This is a genomic window from Variovorax sp. RO1 (genome assembly GCF_002849325.1).
Classification (GTDB): domain Bacteria; phylum Pseudomonadota; class Gammaproteobacteria; order Burkholderiales; family Burkholderiaceae_C; genus Variovorax.
Window position 1 is genome coordinate 467753 of sequence record NZ_PKMT01000003.1, and the last position, 18924, is coordinate 486676.

Genomic DNA, 18924 nt, shown 5'->3' on the forward strand with positions numbered 1-18924 from the left:
CTCGAACGATGTTATTCCATTCTTCCCTACGCAAGGAGCTGTCACGCAGCTTCGGAGCGACCCTCGTCGTCCTGGTCACCATCGTGATGACCATGATGCTCATCCGTACGCTCGGGCTGGCGTCCAAGGGCAGCGTGAACCCACAGGAGGTGTTCCTCGTGATGGCGTACACGGTGCTCGGCTACATGCCGACCATCCTGAGCCTGAGCCTGTTCATCGCCATCGTCGGCACGCTCTCGCGCATGTACCGCGACAGCGAAATGGTGATCTGGTTCTCCAGCGGCCGTGGCCTGGCCGACTTCATCCAGCCGCTGTTCCGCTTCGCCTGGCCGGTGCTGTTGCTCATTGCGGCCATGGCGCTGGTGGGCTGGCCCTGGGCCAACTCGCAGACCATCGGCATGCGCCAGCAGTACGAGGCGCGCAGCGACATCGAGCGCGTCACGCCGGGTGAGTTTCGCGAGTCCTCGGGCCGCCTGCGTGTGTTCTTCATCGACAAGGACACGCCCGACGGCGCCACCGCCACCAACGTGTTCATCTGGGCCGTCGAGCGCGGGCTGCAGATCACCACGTCGGCGCGCAGCGGCCGCATCGAAGATATCGACAACCACCGCTTCCTGCTGCTGAGCAACGGCCAGCGCCTGGAGCGCCCGCTGTTCACCGAATCCGGCCTCAAGATCAGCGAGTTCAAGACCTACGGCACGCGCGCCGGCGGCAGCTCGAACGCCACCGGCGACAGCACGCCCACGCGCGCCCGCTCCACGCTCTCGCTGTTGCGCGATCGCAGCGATGGCAGCCTGGGCGAGCTGGGCTGGCGCTTCGGCATGCTGCTGGCCGCCATCAACTTCGTGCTGCTGGCGCTCACGGTGTCCAGCGTCAATCCGCGCGTGGGACGCAGCGGCAACCTGGTGTTTGCGCTGTTCGCCTTCGTCGTCTACTACAACCTGCTGAACCTCGGCCAGAGCTGGATCAGCTCGGGTCGCTACGGCATGGGTTCCTTCATGCTCCTGCTGCACGGCGGCGTGTTCCTGTTTGCCACGGCCTGGCTCACGCTGCGCAACAACAACTGGACGGCCCGCCGCCAGGCCCGCACCAGCGCGGCCACCGCCGGCGCCCCTTCGGCCGCACCGCCTTCCCGGACCGACCCGACCTCGTGAAAACCATCCGCCGACTGATCTACGTCGAGGCACTGAAGGCCGTGGCCTTCGTGACGCTCGGCTTCCTGAGCCTGTTTTTCTTCTTCGACTTCGTCGACGAACTGCAGTCCGTGGGCAAGCCCGAAAGCCTGGCCTACGGTCCGGTGCAGGCGCTCATCTACGTGCTGCTGCTGGTGCCCAGCCACCTGTACGAACTGCTGCCGATCACGGTGCTGATCGGCTGCATCTTCGTGATGGCGCGGCTGGCGCAAAGCTCCGAATACACCATCCTGCGCACCAGCGGCCTCGGCCCGTGGCGCGCGCTGCGCACGCTGCTGCTGCTGGGGCTGGGCTTCGTGATCCTCACCTTTGCCATCGGCGACTACATCGCGCCGCTGTCGGGACGCACCGGTCAGCTGCTCAAGTCGCGCTACCAGGGCACCTATTCGCTGGTCGGCAACACCGGCGCGTGGCTCAAGGAAAAGCGCGGCGACACCTCGTATGCGGTCAACGTGCTGTCGATTTCGCGCGACGGCTCGCTGCAGAACACGCGCATCTTCGAGTTCGACGGCAACGGCTACGTGAGCAAGCAGCTGATGGCCAAGTCGGCCCGCATCCTCGACGAGAAATGGGTGCTCTCGGAAGTCGAACAGCAAGACTACGAAACCCGCACTGCCGACAAGGCCCGCATCACGACCACCCAGGTCGAGAAGATGGACTGGCCCACCTCGCTCACCGCCGAAATGGTGTCAGTCGCGCTGCTGCGGCCCGACCGCATGAGCACCATCGACCTGTTCGACTACATCCGGCACCTGAACGCCAACGGCCAGACCGCGCAGCGCTACGAGATCGAGTTCTGGCGCAAGGTGTTCTATCCGCTCTCGTGTCTGGTGATGGTGGTGCTCGCCCTGCCCTTCGCCTACCTGCACTTCCGCCAGGCCGGCATCACGACCTACGTGTTCGGCGGCGTGATGATCGGCATCAGCTTCTTCCTGCTGAACAACGTGTTCGGCTACCTCGGCAACCTCAGCAACTGGTCGCCCTGGCTCACGGCGGCGGCGCCGGGGCTCATCTATTCAGTGCTGTCGCTCACAGCCTTCAGCTGGCTGGTCCTGAGGCGATGACCACGCAAGTGCCGGGCACGGTGCTGCTCGCGCACGGCTCGCGCGACGCCCGCTGGCGCGAGCCCATCGAGGCCGTTGCCGCCCGCATGCGCGAAGACGACCCCGCCGTGCGCGTGCTGTGTGCCTACATGGAGCTGGCGACGCCCGACCTGCCGACCGCCGCCGCCGCGCTGATTGCCGACGGCGCCACCGCGGTGCACGTGGTGCCGCTGTTCCTGGGCATGGGCAAGCACGCCCGCGAAGACCTGCCGCTGCAGCTCGAGGCCCTGCGCCAGCGCTGGCCCGACGCCGCGTTCTCGCTGGCGCCGATCGTCGGCGAATCGCCCGAACTGGTCGCTTTGCTGGCCCGGATTGCCATCAAATCCTGAAGTCCCGGTCATTTTTATAGACTTCAAAGGCATAATGAATTCCGCAATCAGACGGAATTTGATATGAATCTGCACCAGTTCAAGTTTGTTCAGGAAGCCGTGCGGCGCGGCCTGAACCTCACCGAGGCGGCCAAGGCACTGCACACCTCGCAGCCCGGCGTCTCCAAGGCGATCATCGAACTCGAGGAAGAACTCGGCGTCGAGATCTTCGCCCGCCACGGCAAGCGCCTGAAGCGCATCACCGAACCCGGCCAGCACGTCATCGCGAGCATCGAACTCATCATGCGCGAGGTGGGCAACCTCAAGCGCATCGGCGAACAGTTCAGCGCACAAGACAGCGGCACCCTCTCCATTGCCACCACCCACACCCAGGCTCGCTATGTGCTGCCGGTGCCCGTGGCCAACCTGCGCGAGGCCTACCCGAAGGTCAACGTGAGCCTGCACCAGGGCTCGCCCGACCAGGTGGCGCGCATGGTGATCGACGAGATCGCCGAGATCGGCATCGCCACCGAATCGCTCGACGGCTACGCCGAGCTGGTCACGCTGCCCTGCTACGAATGGCAGCACGTGCTGGTGCTGCCCAAGGACCATCCGCTGGCGGCCAAGGAGCGCGTGTCGCTCGAAGACCTGGCGCTCGAGCCGATCATCACGTACCACCCGTCGTTCACCGGCCGCACGCGCATCGACCATGCCTTTGCGCAGAAGAAGCTCACGCCGCGCATCGCGCTCGAAGCCATCGACTCCGACGTGATCAAGACCTACGTGCGCCTCGGCCTGGGCGTGGGCATCGTGGCCGAGATGGCCGTGCGCGACGAGTCGAATGCCGACCTCGTGGTGCGCCCGATGGGCCACGTGTTCGGCCAGAACATCGCGCGCGTTGCGTTCAAGCGCAGCGCCTACCTGCGCAACTTCGTCTTCAAGTTCGCCGAGCTGCTGTCCGACCGCCTCGACCGCAACCTGATCGCGAAGGCCCTCAGCGGCCATCAACAAGACTACGAACTCTGACCTTTCGCTTTTTCCTCCGCGACGACCGACCATGAGCACCGCCACCCCTTCGTCTTCTCCCCGCACGCCCGAGATCACCACCAAGCTGCCGGCTGTCGGCACCACCATCTTCACCGTGATGTCCACGCTCGCGGCCGAGAAGAATGCCGTGAACCTCGGCCAGGGCTTTCCCGATTTCCACTGCGATCCGAAGCTGCTCGAAGACGTGACCGCCGCCATGGCGGCCGGCCACAACCAGTACCCGCCGATGCCGGGCATTCCGTCGCTGCGCGATGCCATCGCCGCCAAGATCGAGGCGCTCTACGGCCGCAGCTACAGCACCGCGACCGAGATCACGGTCACGGCCGGCGCCACGCAGGCCATCATCACGGCCATCCTGGCCATCGTGCGCCCCGGCGACGAAGTGATCGTGCTGGAGCCCTGCTACGACAGCTACGTGCCCAACATCGACCTGGCCGGTGGCAAGGTCGTGCGCGTGCCGCTCGTGCCCGGCACCTTCCGCCCCGACTTCGACAAGATCGCCGCCGCGCTCACGCCGAAGACGCGCGCGATCATCATCAACACGCCGCACAACCCGAGCGCCACGGTCTGGACCGAGGCCGAGATGCGCAAGCTCGAAGACCTGCTCGCGCCCACCGACGTGTTCGTGATCAGCGACGAGGTCTACGAGCACATGGTGTTCGACGACGCACGCCATGAAAGCGTGGCGCGCTTCCCCGGCCTGGCCGCGCGCAGCTTCATCGTCAGCAGCTTCGGCAAGACGTACCACGTCACTGGCTGGAAGGTCGGCTTCGTGGCCGCGCCCGCGTCGCTGATGGCCGAGTTCCGCAAGGTGCATCAGTTCAACGTGTTCACCGTGAACACGCCGATGCAGCACGCGCTCGCGCAGTACATGGTGCGGCCCGAGCCGTACCTGGAGCTGCCGGCCTTCTACCAGCGCAAGCGCGACCTGTTCGCCGCGGGCCTGGCCGAGAAGACCCGCTTCAAGCTGCTGCGCAGCGAGGGCAGCTACTTCCAGTGCGTGGACATCTCGGCGGTGAGCGACCTGTCGGAAGCCGACTTCTGCCTCTGGCTCACGCGCGAGATCGGCGTGGCGGCCATTCCGCTGTCGGCCTTCTACGGCGACGGCTTCGACCAGCGCGTGGTGCGCTTCTGCTTCGCCAAGAAGGACGAGACGCTGATCGCCGCGCTCGACCGCCTCGCGAAGCTCTGACGCCGGCCGCCGCGATCCGGGCACCGCGATGACGATGAACCGGCCGCGCTGGATCCTGCTGGCCCTGGCCCTCTCGTTCCTTGTGGTGGGCGTGGCCGACGCGTTCGTGCCACCGTTGCGTAGCAAGGACTACACCGCATTCGACGTGGTGCATGTGTTCCTCATCTCGGCGCTGTGCTACATGTGGTGCCGGGCCGATGGCCTCGCGCGCGGCGTGCCCGCGCCCGGCCGCTCGGCGCTGCTCGCGGGCGTCTTTCCGGTGCTGGGCATTCCGGTCTACCTCTTTCGCACACGCCCCTGGCGACGGGCGTTGCTGGCCACGTTGGGGGCGGCGGGATTCCTCGTGACGGGCCTGGTGCTGGCCGCCGTGGGTACCTTGTCGATCGAGTTCATCAGAAGCTGAAAGCCACCGAATGACATCCACCCGCCTCATCACGCGCATCTTCGCGCTCGTCGGCGTTCTGATGCTCGGGGGCGCAGGGCTGCTGTACCAGAACACCACGAAGTTCATCGCATCGGCCGGCAAGGCACAGGGCGAAGTGACCCAGTTGCTGCGCGTCGAGAGTTCGCGCCGCAACAGCTCGGACACCTGGCGTCCGCTGGTGCGCTTCAAGGCGCCGTCGGGCGAGATCATCGAGTTCTCGCCCTCGAGCAGCAGCAGCCCGCCCGCCTACGACAAGGGCGAGGTCGTGGGCGTGTTCTTCAACCCCGCCCACCCGCAGGATGCCCGGCTCGACGGCTTCTTCGACCTGTGGGGCGGCGCCACCATCGTCGGCGGGCTGGGTACCGTGTTCCTGGCGTTCGCCGTGGGGCTGAACGTCCTGCTCTCCGACGACGCACGCGCCAAGCGCCGACGCGCACGGTAGGACAGTCCTGACCGCCGAAGGGGCGGCTCTCCGGCGCTTGCGGCGCCCCGGGGCGATGAGCATCAAGGCTCGTTACAACAAACGTCCCAGGAGAAAACCATGTCCCTCTCGTTCATTCTGCTGATCGTCCTGATCCTGCTGCTGATCGGCGCGTTGCCAAGCTGGGGGTACAGCCGGTCCTGGGGCTACGGGCCCAGCGGCGGCCTCGGGCTCGTGGTGCTGATCCTGGTGATCCTCGTGCTCATGGGCCGCATATAGCGCCGCGCCCACACTGAAAAAAGCCCGCGTCGCCGCGGGCTTTTTCATGCCTGCAGCTGCGCCCAGGCCTTGTCGAGCCGCTTCACACTCACCGGCTGCGGCGTGCGAAGCTCCTGCGCGAAGAAGCTCACGCGCAGCTCTTCGAGCAGCCAGCGGAACTCGAGCATGCGGTCGTCCACCACACCCTTGCGTTCGGCCACGAGGCGCCAGTAGCGCTGCTCCTGCGGCTTCAGCTCGGCCAGCTTGGCGGCGTCGCGTGCGGGGTCGGCGCGCAGCTTGTCCAGCCGCAGCACGATGGCCTTGAGGTAGCGCGCGAAGTGCTGCAGCTGCGTCCACGGCGCGTCGGCGATGAAGCGCTTGCCGACGAGCTTCTGCAGCTGCTGCGCCGCGTCCTGCACCGCCTCGGGCTGGATCTTCGTGTCCTTGATCTTGCGTGCGGCGGCTGCGTATTCCACGAGGATGACGCCCGCGAGCCGCGCCACTTCGTTGGCGATCAGCGTGAGCCGCCCGCGCCCTTCTTCGAGCCGCTTCTTGAAGGCGAACTCGTCGGTCGGCAGCGGCTCCTGCAGGAACGCGCGGTCGATCGCCACGTCGATGATCTGCGTACGCAACTCTTCCGACGTGCCCAGCGGCATGTAGGCGACCGACATCTTCTGCAGGTCGGGGATGTTCTTCTCGAGGTACTTGAGCGCGTCCTTCAGCTGCAGCGCGAACAGACGGCGCAGGCCGGCGCGGTGCTTCGCGGCGGCCACGGCGGGCTCGTCGAACACCTCGATGGTCACGGCGTCGCCCTCGTCGCGCAGCGCCGGGAAGCCGATGAGCGACTGCGAACCACGCCGCACTTCCATCAGTTCGGGCAGCTCGCCGAAGGTCCAGGTCGTGTAGCGCTGGCCGGCGGGCAGCGCGGGCGTGGCCTTCTCGGGCGCAGCGTTCTTCGCGGGTGCCTGGCCTTCGCCTGCAGGCGCAGCCTTGGCGGCCGGCGACGCCTTCACGTTGAGCCCTGCCAGCGCCTGGAACGCACCGCGCGCCTGCGCGCCCAGCTCCGCCTTCAGCGCGCCGAGGTTGCGGCCCATGCCCAGCTGGCGGCCGTGCTCGTCGACGATGCGCAAGTTCATGAACAGGTGCGGCGGCAGCATGTCGAGCTTGAAGTCGGCGCGCTTGACGTCGATGCTGGTGAGGTCGCGCACGCGCTTGAGCAGCACGTCGGTGAGCGAGCCGGTGCCGAAGAGTTCGGGCGCCGACAGTTCCTCGGCCAGCTTCGTGGCCGACTCGGGCAGCGGCACCAGCCGCGAGCGCGGGCGCTGCGGCAGGCTCTTGAGCAGCGCCTGGATCTTGTCCTTGAGCATGCCCGTCACCAGCCACTCGCAGCGCTCTTCGTTCACCTGGTTGAGCACGAACAGCGGCACGCTGACCGTGAGGCCGTCCTTCGCGTCGCCCGGCTCGTGCAGGTAGCTCGCGGCGCAATCGACACCGCCCAGCCGCAGCGTCGGCGGGAACGACTGCGTCGTGATGCCCGCCGCCTGATGGCGCATCAGCTCGTCGCGCGTGAGGTACAGCAGGCGCGGCTGGTCCTTCGAGGCGTGGCGGTACCAGTTCTCGAAGGTGATGCCGCTGGCCACGTCGGCCGGCAGCTGCGCGTCGTAGAAGGCGAAGATCAGTTCGTCGTCGACCAGCACGTCCTGCCGGCGCGCCTTGTGCTCCAGCCCTTCGACTTCGCGCACCAGCTTGCGGTTGGCCGTGAGGAAGGGAAACTTGCTTTCCCACTGGCCACCGACCAGCGCTTCACGGATGAAGATCTCGCGCGCCGAGACCGGATCGACCTTCGTGAAATCGACGCGCCGACCGCTGTAGACCACCAGGCCGTACAGCGTCGCGCGCTCCAGCGCCGAGACCTGCGCGCCCTTCTTTTCCCAGTGCGGATCGAGCAGCTGCTTCTTCAACAAGTGCTCCGCCACCTGTTCGAGCCACTGCGGCTCGATGTTGGCGATGCCGCGCCCGAACAGGCGCGTGGTCTCGACCAGTTCGGCCGCGACGATCCAGCGACCCGGCTTCTTCTTCAGGTGCGCGCCCGGGTGCTTGTAGAACTTGATGCCGCGCGCGCCGAGGTACGCCTCGTCGTCCTCGAGCTTCCAGCCCACGTTGCCCAGCAGGCCCGCGAGCATCGACAGGTGCAGCGGCTCATAGCCGGCGGGCGTGGCGTTGATGCGCCACTTGTGCTCGGTGACCACCGTGAGCAGCTGCGAATGGATGTCGCGCCATTCGCGCACGCGGCGGATGTTGATGAAGTTCTGGCGCAGCAGCTGTTCGTACTGGCGGTTGCTGAGCTTGTGCGTGTCACCGTGGCCGCCGCGCGCGTCGGCGATCCACTTCCACAGACGCAGGTAGCCGCTGAACTCGCTCTTCTCGTCGTCGAACTTCGAGTGCGCCTGGTCCGCCTGCTGCTGGGCTTCCATCGGGCGGTCGCGCACGTCCTGCACGCTGAGCGCCGAGGCAATGATGAGCACTTCTTCGAGCGCACCGCGCGTGCGCGCTTCCAGGATCATGCGGCCCACGCGCGGGTCGAGCGGCAGCTTCGCCAGCTCGCCGCCGGTGGCCGTGAGCTCGTTGGCGTCGTCGACCGCGCCGAGCTCATTCAGCAGCTGGTAGCCGTCGGCAATCGCACGCGGCGATGGCGCTTCGAGGAACGGAAAGCGCGCCACGTCGCCCAGTCGCAGCGACTTCATGCGCAGGATCACGCCCGCGAGCGACGACCGCAGAATTTCCGGATCGGTGAAGCGCGGGCGGCCCGCAAAGTCCTTCTCGTCGTAGAGCCGGATGCAGATGCCGTTTGCCACGCGCCCGCATCGGCCCGCGCGCTGGTTGGCCGCGGCCTGGCTGATCGGCTCGACCAGCAACTGCTCGACCTTGCTGCGGAAGCTGTAGCGCTTGACGCGCGCCGTGCCGGTGTCGATCACATAGCGGATGCCCGGCACGGTGAGCGAGGTCTCGGCCACGTTGGTGGCCAGCACGATGCGTCGGCCGTGGTGGCTTTCGAAGATGCGGTCCTGCTCGGGGCCCGAGAGCCGGGCGAACAGCGGCAGCACCTCGGCATTGCGGAACAACGGCTGGTGGCTGACGTGGCGGCGCAGGTGGTCGGCCGCCTCGCGGATTTCGCGTTCGCCGGGCAGGAAGATCAGGATGTCGCCCGCGTTGTGCGGGTCGCGCCAGAGCTCGTCGACCGCGTCGGCAATCGCGTCGTTCAGGTCGTGCTCGCGCGACTCCTCGAACGGCCGGTAGCGCTGCTCGACCGGAAAGGTGCGGCCCGACACCATGATCGTCGGCGCGGGGCCTTTGGCCGAGGCGAAGTGCTGCGCGAAGCGGTCGGCATCGATCGTGGCCGAGGTGACGATCACCTTCAGGTCGGGCCGGCGCGGAAGAATCTCGCGCAGATAGCCCAGCAGGAAGTCGATGTTCAGCGAGCGCTCGTGGGCCTCGTCGATGATGAGCGTGTCGTAGGCCCTGAGCAGCGGATCGGTCTGCGTCTCGGCCAGCAGGATGCCGTCGGTCATCAGCTTCACCGACGCGTCGCGGCTCAGGCGGTCTTGAAAGCGCACCTTGAAGCCGACCACGTCGCCCAGCGGCGTCTTCAGCTCTTCGGCGATGCGCTTGGCGACCGAGCTTGCGGCAATGCGTCGCGGCTGCGTGTGGCCGATGAGGCGGCCCTTGCCGGGTTCGGCGTTGAGCTTGCCGCGCCCGAGCGCCAGCGCGATCTTCGGCAGCTGCGTGGTCTTGCCCGAGCCCGTTTCGCCGCAGACGATCACGACCTGGTGCGCCGCAATGGCGGCCATGATCTCCTCGCGCCGGCCGGAGACCGGGAGCGATTCTGGGAACTCGATGCGCAGGGGGGCGGGAGGTGTGAGGGTCGTCAAGGCAAGGCAGTCGTCGGTCGTTGCGCGCGGCGGCAGGCGGGCAAACCGCCAATTATCGCGGGGCCCCGCCGCTGTTGCATGGCATCCACAGCGAGGCCGCATGCACCAGGTGGCGCAGAAAATTTCGTAAAGACTCTTTACTCTACCGCATGCCGCCGCTACGATCGCGGCATGACCTCCTTCCTTGCCCCCCTCTCGATGCGCATCCGCTGCGCAAGCCACGTCGCTGCACGTGGCGGGGTCAAGGCGACCCGCCCGGCCTGACGAAGCCCGCGCGCCGGCTTCAGCTTCCTTCGCGGAACTGAACGCCCACCGCTCGCGCTTCACTTCGGTCGAAGCGCGCCAGCCTGACCCGCACAGCGCCTGCACCACTGCCCTCCTCGCCCTGCTCACATGCAGCGAGGAGAAGCGGCCGCATTCCTGTTTCCGTGTCCCCCAATCATTCGAAGAAAAAAGAACCTCATGTCGCAACAAGACATTTCCCGTGACCTGCATGCCACGTTGGCCGAGCGCACGCGCCACCTGCAGGCCATTGCCCATTCGCTGAAGGCCGAGCTGTTCGGCATCGACGAGATCATCGATCGCGTGATCGATTCGCTGCGCGCTTGGTACGTGCTGCCGCAGCTCATCAGCCGGCCGGTCGTCATCTGCCTGTGGGGCCTGACCGGCACCGGCAAGACGCAACTCGTGCGGCGCCTGGCGCAGCACCTGGGCTTTTACGACCGCTTCATCGAAGTGCAGATGGACGGCTTCAGCCACGGCTCGGGCCACCGCAGCGCGGGCTCCATCTCGGCCATGCTGGCCGAGTCGGGCATTGCCGAGGGCGCGCCCGGCATCCTCGTGCTCGACGAGTTCCAGCGCTTTCGCACCGTGGACGCCAACGGCAAAGAGGCGCGCGTGGAGCGCTACCAGGACGTGTGGGCGCTGCTGTCCGACGGCCGCCTGCCGCCGTCGCTGTCGGTGCTCAGCGAGATCGAGTCGTCGCTGGCCTGGGCCGAGTACGACCAGGACCGCCGCACCGATGACGACGATGAAGAAGACGAAGATGAAGGTGCCAAGGCCGGCAAGACGAAGCGCAAGCGCCGCCTGCAGCTCTCGCCCTGGGAAGCGCAGGAGTTCAAGCGCTGCCTGAAGCTGCGCGAGTCGCTGCTCGACATCATGACGTGGAAGCCCGCCGAGATCCAGGCGCGGCTGCGCGCCTTCCGCGCCTCGCAGGACAACTGGGAAACCGACTACTCCAAGCTGCTGGTGTTCGTCTCGGGCAACCTCGACGAGATGTACGCCGAGACCGCCAAGCGGGTGGAAGACTGCGACACCGACGCCGACATCTTCCAGGCGCTGACCAAGAAGCTCTCGCTCATCGACGTGAAGAAGGCGCTGGCCGAACGCTTCAAGCCCGAGCAGGTCGCGCGGCTGGGCAACAACCACGTGATCTACCCGTCGTTCAGCCGCGCCACTTATGTGCGCCTGATCCTGTCGATCTGCGACCGCTACGTGGGCGAGATCCAGGAAAGCTCGGGCGTGCGCTTCGTGCTTGACGCGAGCGTGTACGAGCAGATCTACGCCAACGCCGTGTTCCCGGCGCAGGGCACGCGGCCGCTGTTCTCGTCGATCCACGCGATCCTGAGCGCGACGCTGGTCAACGCCGCGCTGTGGGCGCTCGAACAGGGCGCCCATGGCAGCGAACCCGTATGGCTGATGCTCGACCCCGGCGAGGTCACGCCCGGCGGCCCGCGCCTGGTCGCGCGCTTCAGGCTGGCGCGGCGCGAGTTCCCGGTGGCGCTGGAGCTCAACCGGCTCAAGCAGCGCGCCAACGCCGACTTCCGTGCACTGCTCGCGGTGCACGAGGCCGGCCACGGCCTGGTGTACGCCCTGCTCTTCGGCCGCGCGCCGCAAGAGATCCGCATCAACGTGGCCTCGTTCGAGGGTGGCTACAACAGCTACGTGAAGCGCAAGGCCTGGTCCAAGCGCAACCTGCTCGACAGCGTCTGCGTGAGCATGGCGGGCCGCGCGGCCGAGCGGCTGGTGTTCGGCGAATCGGGTTGCACCACCGGCGCCGAGCGCGACCTGATGCAGGCCACGGCGACGGCGGCGCGCCACGTGCGGCACCTGGGCTTCGGCACCCGCTGGAGCCGCACCGACGTGACGACCGATGCGAACGACAACCTCAACACCGACGTGGCCGCCACCAACCGCGAGATCGAGGCCATCCTGGCGCGCGAACACACGCGCGCGCTGGGCCTGCTCGAAACGCACGCGACCGCTTTCATGGCGGTGGTCGATGCGCTGATGGCGCACGGCTCGATCGCGCCGGAGGAGCTCGCCGCGCTGCTCGGCCTGCCGCTGGCGCCGGTCACGCCCACAGGCTCGGCCGAGGCGGCCGTCGAGCCGCTGGACGCCTACGCCGACCAGCTCGAGGCCTTCAAGGCCCGCGGCACGCCCGCCGCGGTCGGGGCCGGCCGGCTGCTGCGCGCCCTGGCATGACGCGCTGCACCAAAACCTTGCCAAGAATGCACAATCACGCCCCATGTCCACCGTCTTCAATTTCACCTTCGTGCCCTGGTTCCGCTCGGTCGCGCCCTACATCCACACGCACCGCGGCAAGACGTTCGTGGTCGCGCTCGCGGGTGAGGCCATCGCGGCGGGCAAGCTGCAGAACATCGCGCAAGACCTGGCCCTGATCCAGAGCATGGGCGTCAAGATCGTGCTGGTGCACGGCTTCCGACCGCAGGTCAACGAGCAGCTCGCGGCCAAGGGCCACGAGGCCAAGTACTCGCACGGCATCCGCATCACCGACGCCGTGGCGCTCGACTCGGCGCAAGAGGCCGCGGGCCAGCTGCGCTACGAGATCGAAGCCGCCTTCAGCCAGGGCCTGCCCAACACGCCCATGGCCGGCTCGACGGTGCGCGTGATCTCGGGCAACTTCATCACCGCGCGCCCCGTGGGCGTGGTCGACGGGGTGGACTTCAAGCATTCGGGCCTCGTGCGCAAGGTCGATGCGTCCGGCATCCGCCGCACGCTCGATTTCGGCGCGATGGTGCTCATGTCGCCCTTCGGCTTCTCGCCGACCGGCGAGGCGTTCAACCTGACGATGGAAGAGGTCGCGACCAGCGTGGCCATCTCGATCCAGGCCGACAAGCTGATCTTTTTGACCGAAGTGCCGGGCATCCGCGTGGACAGCGAACTGCCCGAGAGCGAAGACAACCCGATCGACACCGAGCTGCCGCTGGCCGCCGCCGAAAAACTGCTGGCCTCGCTGCCGCCCGCGCAGAAGCCGACCGACACCGCCTTCTACCTGCAGCACTGCGTGAAGGCCTGCAAGGGCGGCGTGGAGCGCAACCACATCCTGCCGTTTGCGCTCGACGGCTCGCTGCTGCTCGAAATCTACGTGCACGACGGCGTCGGCACCATGGTGATCGACGAGAAGCTCGAGAGCCTGCGCGAAGCCACGGTGGACGACATCGGCGGCATCCTGCAGCTCATCGAACCTTTCGAGCGCGACGGCACGCTGGTCAAGCGCGACCGCACCGAGATCGAGCGCGACGTGGGCCACTACACGGTCATCGAGCACGACGGCGTGATCTTCGGCTGCGCGGCGCTGTACCCGTACCCCGAGGCGAAAACCGCCGAGATGGCTGCGCTCACGGTGTCGCCGCAGTCGCAGTCGCAGGGCGACGGCGAACGCATCTTGAAGCGCATCGAGCACCGCGCCAAGGCCATGGGCCTGGAGAGCATCTTCGTGCTCACCACGGTCACGATGCATTGGTTCCTCAAGCGCGGCTTCCAGCAGGTCAACCCCGACTGGCTGCCCGAGGCGCGCAAGCGCAAGTACAACTGGGACCGCAAGAGCCAGGTGCTGGTCAAGAAGATCTGAGAAGAAAGAAGGACGCCCCGATGACGCTCGCCACCGCCCTGCTGTTCGCCATCGTGGCGTTCGCCGCCATCGCCACACCCGGCCCCACGGTGCTGCTGGCACTGAGCAACGGCTCGCGCCACGGCGTGCGGCGGGCGCTGCCGGGCATGCTCGGCGCGGTGCTGTCCGACTTCGTGCTGGTCGGCGCCGTGGCGCTCGGCCTGGGCGCGCTGCTGGCGGCTTCGGAGTTCTGGTTCTCGATGCTGAAGTGGGTCGGCGCCGTCTACCTGGCCTGGCTCGGGCTGCGCATGCTGCGTTCCCAGGGCGGCTTCCAGCTGCCGAATGCAGACGCGGCAGCCACCGTCACGGCGGGCGAAAGCCGGCGCATCTTCTTCAAGTCCTTCCTGGTGGCGGTGACCAACCCCAAGGGCTACATCTTCTGCTCGGCGTTGCTGCCGCAGTTCATCGATCCGGCCGCCGCGCAGGCGCCGCAGTACGTGGTCATTGCGCTGATCTTCGCGGGCCTGGACATGCTGGTGATGCTCGGCTACGCCTTCGTCGGCGCCCGCGCGATCCGGCTGCTCACGGTGTCGGCCACGCGCTGGATCGATCGCGCCTGCGGCGGCATGCTGCTGGCGCTGGCGGGCTCGCTCGCCTTCTACCGGCGCAGCGCGGCCACTGCCGTCTGACACCTCGCCCCTCGACCGCTGTCTTCAGGCAGCGGCGCTCCCCACGATGTTTTCCCGGCCGACCGCGCCATCCCGCGGCCTGCCCGTGCTGTTTTTTCAACGGAGGAAATGAAAGAATGAAGAAGTACCAGACCCTTCTGGGTGCCACCCTCGTCGCCGTGTCGGCGCTCGTCGCGGGCTGCGGCGACAAGGCGGACACCGCCGCCCAGCCCTCGCCTTCTTCGACCGAAGCCAAGCCGGCCGCCCCCGCCCCCAACGACCAGCAGCTCGTCGAAAAGTACAACCTCTACGTCGACGTCTCGAACAACCTGCGCACCTCGTTCCAGGAAGCCCGCGAGAGCTACGTGACCGGCCAGGTGCCGCTGCTGCAGGCCAAGGCGCCGCTGACCAGCCTGCGCATCCAGAACGACATCCTGGTCGACCGCTCGGCGAAGAAGCTCGATGCCGCCGCCGCCATCGCTGCGCCGCTGCCCGAGATCGACGAATCGGCCAAGGCCTTCTCGGCCGCGCTCAAGGTGCTGTCGCCGCTGAGCCGCGAGCTGAACGACTACGCCAATTCCAAGGGCTACCTCGCCGACAACGGCGACAAGGCACGCCAGATGAGCGCCGACTACCTGGCCGCGCTCACCACCGTCGCGCAGGCCGAAGCGGCCTTCGACAAGGGCCTGAGCGCCCGCGACCAGGCGCTCACCAAGGAAGCCTTCGAGAAGGCGCCCAAGGACACCGCCACCTACTACCGCGCCGGCCTGATCTACCACGGCAAGCTCAACCACGCCGACGCCATGGCGCTGTTCGCCGCGCCCAACGATCCGCAGGCCCTGGCCGCCTTCGAGGCCTCGCTGGCGCTGGTGGCCGACTCGGCCGCGGGCTGGAGCAAGAAGACCTCCGAGCAGTCGGCCCAGAGCGGCAAGAGCTGCAGCGGCGGCATGCTGCAGATCAACGAGTTCATCGGCCAGTCGCGCTCGGTGATCAAGGACGCCAAGGACGGCGTGTTCAAGCGCAAGGAAACCGGTGCGATGGCCCGCATGGGCCGCTCGGGCATCGTCGACGCGGCCAACCGCTACAACCAGAACTTCGCCAACATGATCGGCCAGTTCAACCACCCGCTTTGCTGAGCGGGACAAGGGGCGCGGGGCGTGCGGGCCGCCCGGCCCGTCGCCGATAATCCGGGGCATGAATCCCTTGCTTTCCAAATTGCAGCCGTACCCTTTCGAGCGGCTGAAGCAACTGTTCGCGGGCGTCACGCCCGCCCCCGAATTCGCGCCCATCAGCCTGGGCATCGGCGAGCCCAAGCACGCCACGCCGGCCTTCATCAAGGACGCCCTGAGCGCCGGCCTCGGCGCCCTTGCCGCTTACCCGGCCACCGCCGGCGAGCTGAAACTGCGCACCTCGTTCACCGACTGGCTGCATCGCCGCTACAGCCTGACGCTCGATCCGGCCACGCAGGTGCTCCCGGTCAACGGCTCGCGCGAGGCGCTGTTCTCGCTCGCCCAGACCGTGGTCGACGCCAGCGTCAGGCCCAAGCCCGTGGTGATGTCGCCCAACCCGTTCTATCAAATCTACGAGGGCGCGGCGCTGCTCTCGGGCGCCGAGCCGTACTACGTGCCCAGCGTGCCCGCGCGCAACTTCGCCGTCGATTGGGACAGCGTGCCCGAGGCCATCTGGGCCCGCACCCAGCTGGTGTTCGTCTGCTCGCCGGGCAATCCCACGGGCGCCGTGATGTCTCTGGACGAGTGGAAGAAGCTCTTCGCGCTGTCCGACCGCCACGGCTTCGTGATCGCCGCCGACGAGTGCTACAGCGAGATCTACTTCCGCGACGAACCGCCGCTCAGCGGCCTCGAAGCCTCGATGAAGCTCGGCCGCCCCGACTTCAAGAACCTGATCGCGCTCACCTCGCTGTCCAAGCGCAGCAACGTGCCCGGCCTGCGCAGCGGCTTCGTGGCCGGCGACGCGGCCCTCATCAAGAAGTTTTTGCTCTACCGCACCTACCACGGCAGCGCCATGAGCGGCGCCGTGGCCGCCGCCAGCATCGCGGCCTGGGGCGACGAGTCGCACGTGGTCGACAACCGCGCCCAGTACCGCGCCAAGTTCGCCGCCGTCACGCCGCTGCTCGAACCCGTGCTCGACGTGCGCCTGCCCGACGCCAGCTTCTACCTCTGGGCCGGCGTGCCCGAAGTGTGGGCTGGCGACGACGAAGCCTTCGCCCGCGCGCTCTACGCTCAATACAATGTCACGGTTCTGCCGGGGAGCTATCTGGCGCGCGACACCGACCACAGCGCCAACCCGGGCCGCGGTCGCATCCGCATGGCGCTGGTGGCCGAAACGGCCGAGTGCGTCGAGGCCGCCCGGCGCATCGTCCGTTTCGTCCAGGACGGCCGCCGCTGACCTCCCGCCGCCCCGCTTCCCTGCCCCCTTTTTCACCCGAGACTTTCTCCATGACACAGCAACTGCAACAGACCATCGACGCCGCGTGGGAAGACCGCGCCAACATCTCGCCCGCCGCCGCCCCCGCCGAAGTGCGTGACGCCGTCGAGCACGTGATCACCGAGCTGAACAACGGCAAGCTGCGCGTGGCCACCCGCGAAGGCGTGGGCCAGTGGACCGTGCACCAGTGGATCAAGAAGGCCGTGCTGCTGTCGTTCCGCCTGAAGGACAACGAGCAGATCCAGGCCGGCTCGCTGGGCTTCTACGACAAGGTCGCGACCAAGTTCTCGCACCTGTCGGCCGCCGAGCTGAAGGAATCGGGCGTGCGCATCGTGCCGCCGGCCGTGGCCCGCCGCGGCAGCTTCATCGCCAAGGGCGCGATCCTGATGCCCTCGTACGTGAACATCGGCGCCTACGTGGGCGAAGGCACCATGGTCGACACCTGGGCCACCGTCGGCTCGTGCGCACAGATCGGTGCCAACGTGCACCTGTCGGGTGGCGTCGGCATCGGCGGCGTGCTCGAGCCGCTGCAGGCCGGCCCCACGATCATCGAAGACAACTGCTTCATCGGCGCGCGCTCCGAAGTCGTCGAAGGCGTGGTCGTCGAAGAGAACTCGGTGCTCGGCATGGGCGTGTACCTCGGCCAGAGCACCCCGATCTTCAACCGCGAAACCGGCGAGATCTCGTACGGCCGCGTGCCCAGCGGCAGCGTGGTCATCAGCGGCAACCTGCCCAAGAAGACCAAGTCGGGCCAGGACTACAGCACCTACGCCGCCATCATCGTGAAGACGGTCGACGCGCAGACGCGCTCCAAGACCAGCCTGAACGACCTGCTGCGCGACTGACCTGCCGAACCACCGGCCGCCTGCTTCAACGCTCGCGGCCGGTTTCGCTTCTTCCCTGAGAAAAAAACAGCACCGAGGAGAGAGACCGATGAACATGATGGAACGGATTCTTCGTTTGATGGCCGAGCGCAAGGCCTCCGACATCTACCTCTCGGCCCACTCCCCGGTGATGATCCGCATCAACGGCAACTGCCTGCCGATCAATGCGCAGGTGCTGCCGCCGACCGCGCCGCTGGCGCTGCTGTCGGAAGTGGTGCCCGAAGCCCGCATCCAGGAACTGGAAAACACGGGCGAACTCAACATGGCCGTCGCCCTCGAAGGCGCCGGCAACTACCGCATCAGCGCCATGCGCCAGCGCGGCAGCTACGCCGTGGTGGTGCGGCACATCGCCTCGGTCATCCCCAGCTTCGACGAGCTGAACCTGCCCGACATCCTGAAGTCGCTCATCATGGAAAAGCGCGGGCTGATCCTGATGGTGGGCGCCACCGGCGCAGGCAAGACGACCACGCTGGCCTCGATGCTCGACTACCGCAACGAGCACGCCAGCGGCCACATCCTCACGGTCGAGGAGCCGATCGAGTTCACCTACACCAACAAGAAATCGCTGGTGAACCAGCGCGACGTGGGCAGCGACACCACCTCGCTGCAGGTGGCCCTGAAGAACGCGCTGCGCCAGGCGCCCGACGTGATCCAGATCGGCGAAATCCGCGACCGCGACACCATGACGGCCGCCATTGCCTACGCGCAGTCGGGCCACCTGTGCGTGGCCACGCTGCACGCCAACAACAGCTACCGCGCGCTGAACCGCATCCTGAGCTTCTTCCCGGTCGAGGTGCGCCCCACCCTGCTGGGCGACCTGGGCTCGGCGCTGCGCGCCGTGGTGTCGCAGCGCCTGCTGCGCACGCCGGCCGGCGCACGCGTGCCCGCACTCGAAGTGATGCTGAACACCGCGCTGGTGGCCGACCTGATCGAAAAGGGCGACTTCTCCGGCGTCAAGGAGGCCATGGAGCAGTCGATGGCCGAAGGCTCGCAGACCTTCGAGGAAGACATCGCCCGCCTCATCACCGAGGACCGCGTGACCCGCCAGGAAGGCCTGGCCAACGCCGACTCGCCCACCAACCTGATGTGGCGCCTGCAGAACCGCGACGCGCCCAAGAAGCAGGCCGAGGATCGCGACCTGACCGACCAGCTCGACGAACCCACCTTCACCGACATCACGCTCGACGTGAAGTTCTGAC

The 18924-nt window shown here is 67.4% G+C and carries 16 protein-coding genes; 15 read left to right on the forward strand and 1 reads right to left on the reverse strand.

Translation table 11 applies throughout. The features are described 5' to 3' along the window. The first annotated feature begins 8 nt into the window (after positions 1-8). The 8 genes from lptF (at position 9) to CY658_RS19165 (ending at position 5967) form a co-directional block, all read left to right on the forward strand. Positions 9-1154, forward strand: a complete 1146-nt coding sequence (gene lptF / locus CY658_RS19130) for an LPS export ABC transporter permease LptF (protein WP_101491701.1) — start codon at positions 9-11, stop codon at positions 1152-1154. After that, positions 1151-2257 (forward strand): LPS export ABC transporter permease LptG, encoded by a 1107-nt coding sequence (gene lptG / locus CY658_RS19135; protein WP_101491702.1) that lies wholly within the window; start codon positions 1151-1153, stop codon positions 2255-2257. The genes lptF and lptG overlap by 4 nt, the downstream gene beginning before the upstream one ends. Continuing rightward, entirely contained in the window at positions 2254-2625 is a 372-nt protein-coding gene (locus CY658_RS19140) for a sirohydrochlorin chelatase (protein WP_101491703.1), read from the forward strand. Before lptG ends, CY658_RS19140 begins: the two co-directional genes overlap by 4 nt. A gap of 63 nt (positions 2626-2688) precedes the next feature. Continuing rightward, positions 2689-3630 carry a CysB family HTH-type transcriptional regulator gene (locus CY658_RS19145; protein WP_099789369.1) on the forward strand — a complete coding sequence of 314 codons (942 nt, stop codon included), beginning with the start codon at positions 2689-2691 and terminating at the stop codon, positions 3628-3630. Positions 3631-3661: 31 nt separating this feature from the next. After that, complete coding sequence (locus tag CY658_RS19150) at positions 3662-4843, forward strand: pyridoxal phosphate-dependent aminotransferase (protein WP_101491704.1); 1182 nt, start codon at positions 3662-3664, stop codon at positions 4841-4843. A 28-nt stretch (positions 4844-4871) separates the two neighbouring features. After that, complete coding sequence (locus tag CY658_RS19155) at positions 4872-5246, forward strand: rard protein (RefSeq protein WP_101491705.1); 375 nt, start codon at positions 4872-4874, stop codon at positions 5244-5246. A gap of 10 nt (positions 5247-5256) precedes the next feature. After that, entirely contained in the window at positions 5257-5709 is a 453-nt protein-coding gene (locus tag CY658_RS19160; RefSeq protein ID WP_101491706.1) for a DUF3592 domain-containing protein, read from the forward strand. Between the two features lie 99 nt (positions 5710-5808). Further along, positions 5809-5967, forward strand: coding sequence for a DUF3309 family protein (locus CY658_RS19165; RefSeq protein WP_070060790.1), 159 nt, complete (start codon positions 5809-5811; stop codon positions 5965-5967). 44 nt (positions 5968-6011) lie between these two features. Here CY658_RS19165 and hrpA read toward each other — a convergent pair whose 3' ends face one another. Then, positions 6012-9794: an ATP-dependent RNA helicase HrpA gene (gene hrpA / locus CY658_RS19170; protein ID WP_257884925.1), complete on the reverse strand. Its 3783-nt coding sequence runs from the start codon at positions 9792-9794 to the stop codon at positions 6012-6014. A gap of 543 nt (positions 9795-10337) precedes the next feature. On the opposite strand from hrpA, the gene CY658_RS19175 reads away from it, so the two are divergent. From CY658_RS19175 to CY658_RS19205, 7 genes are all read left to right on the forward strand, one after another. After that, on the forward strand, positions 10338-12359 hold the full coding sequence (locus CY658_RS19175) for an AAA family ATPase (RefSeq protein WP_101491708.1): 2022 nt from the start codon (positions 10338-10340) through the stop codon (positions 12357-12359). Between the two features lie 43 nt (positions 12360-12402). Further along, positions 12403-13749 carry an amino-acid N-acetyltransferase gene (gene argA, locus CY658_RS19180; RefSeq protein WP_101491709.1) on the forward strand — a complete coding sequence of 449 codons (1347 nt, stop codon included), beginning with the start codon at positions 12403-12405 and terminating at the stop codon, positions 13747-13749. A gap of 20 nt (positions 13750-13769) precedes the next feature. Beyond that, positions 13770-14417, forward strand: a complete 648-nt coding sequence (locus tag CY658_RS19185; protein ID WP_101491710.1) for a LysE family translocator — start codon at positions 13770-13772, stop codon at positions 14415-14417. A 116-nt stretch (positions 14418-14533) separates the two neighbouring features. Continuing rightward, positions 14534-15532, forward strand: coding sequence for a DUF3829 domain-containing protein (locus CY658_RS19190; RefSeq protein ID WP_101491711.1), 999 nt, complete (start codon positions 14534-14536; stop codon positions 15530-15532). 58 nt (positions 15533-15590) lie between these two features. Beyond that, a complete protein-coding gene (dapC, locus tag CY658_RS19195) occupies positions 15591-16802 on the forward strand; it encodes a succinyldiaminopimelate transaminase (protein ID WP_101491712.1) in 1212 nt (403 codons plus the stop codon). A 50-nt stretch (positions 16803-16852) separates the two neighbouring features. Beyond that, positions 16853-17686, forward strand: coding sequence for a 2,3,4,5-tetrahydropyridine-2,6-dicarboxylate N-succinyltransferase (dapD, locus tag CY658_RS19200; protein ID WP_099789398.1), 834 nt, complete (start codon positions 16853-16855; stop codon positions 17684-17686). A gap of 88 nt (positions 17687-17774) precedes the next feature. Further along, positions 17775-18923, forward strand: coding sequence for a PilT/PilU family type 4a pilus ATPase (locus CY658_RS19205; RefSeq protein WP_101491713.1), 1149 nt, complete (start codon positions 17775-17777; stop codon positions 18921-18923). The last annotated feature ends 1 nt before the right edge of the window (position 18924 follow it).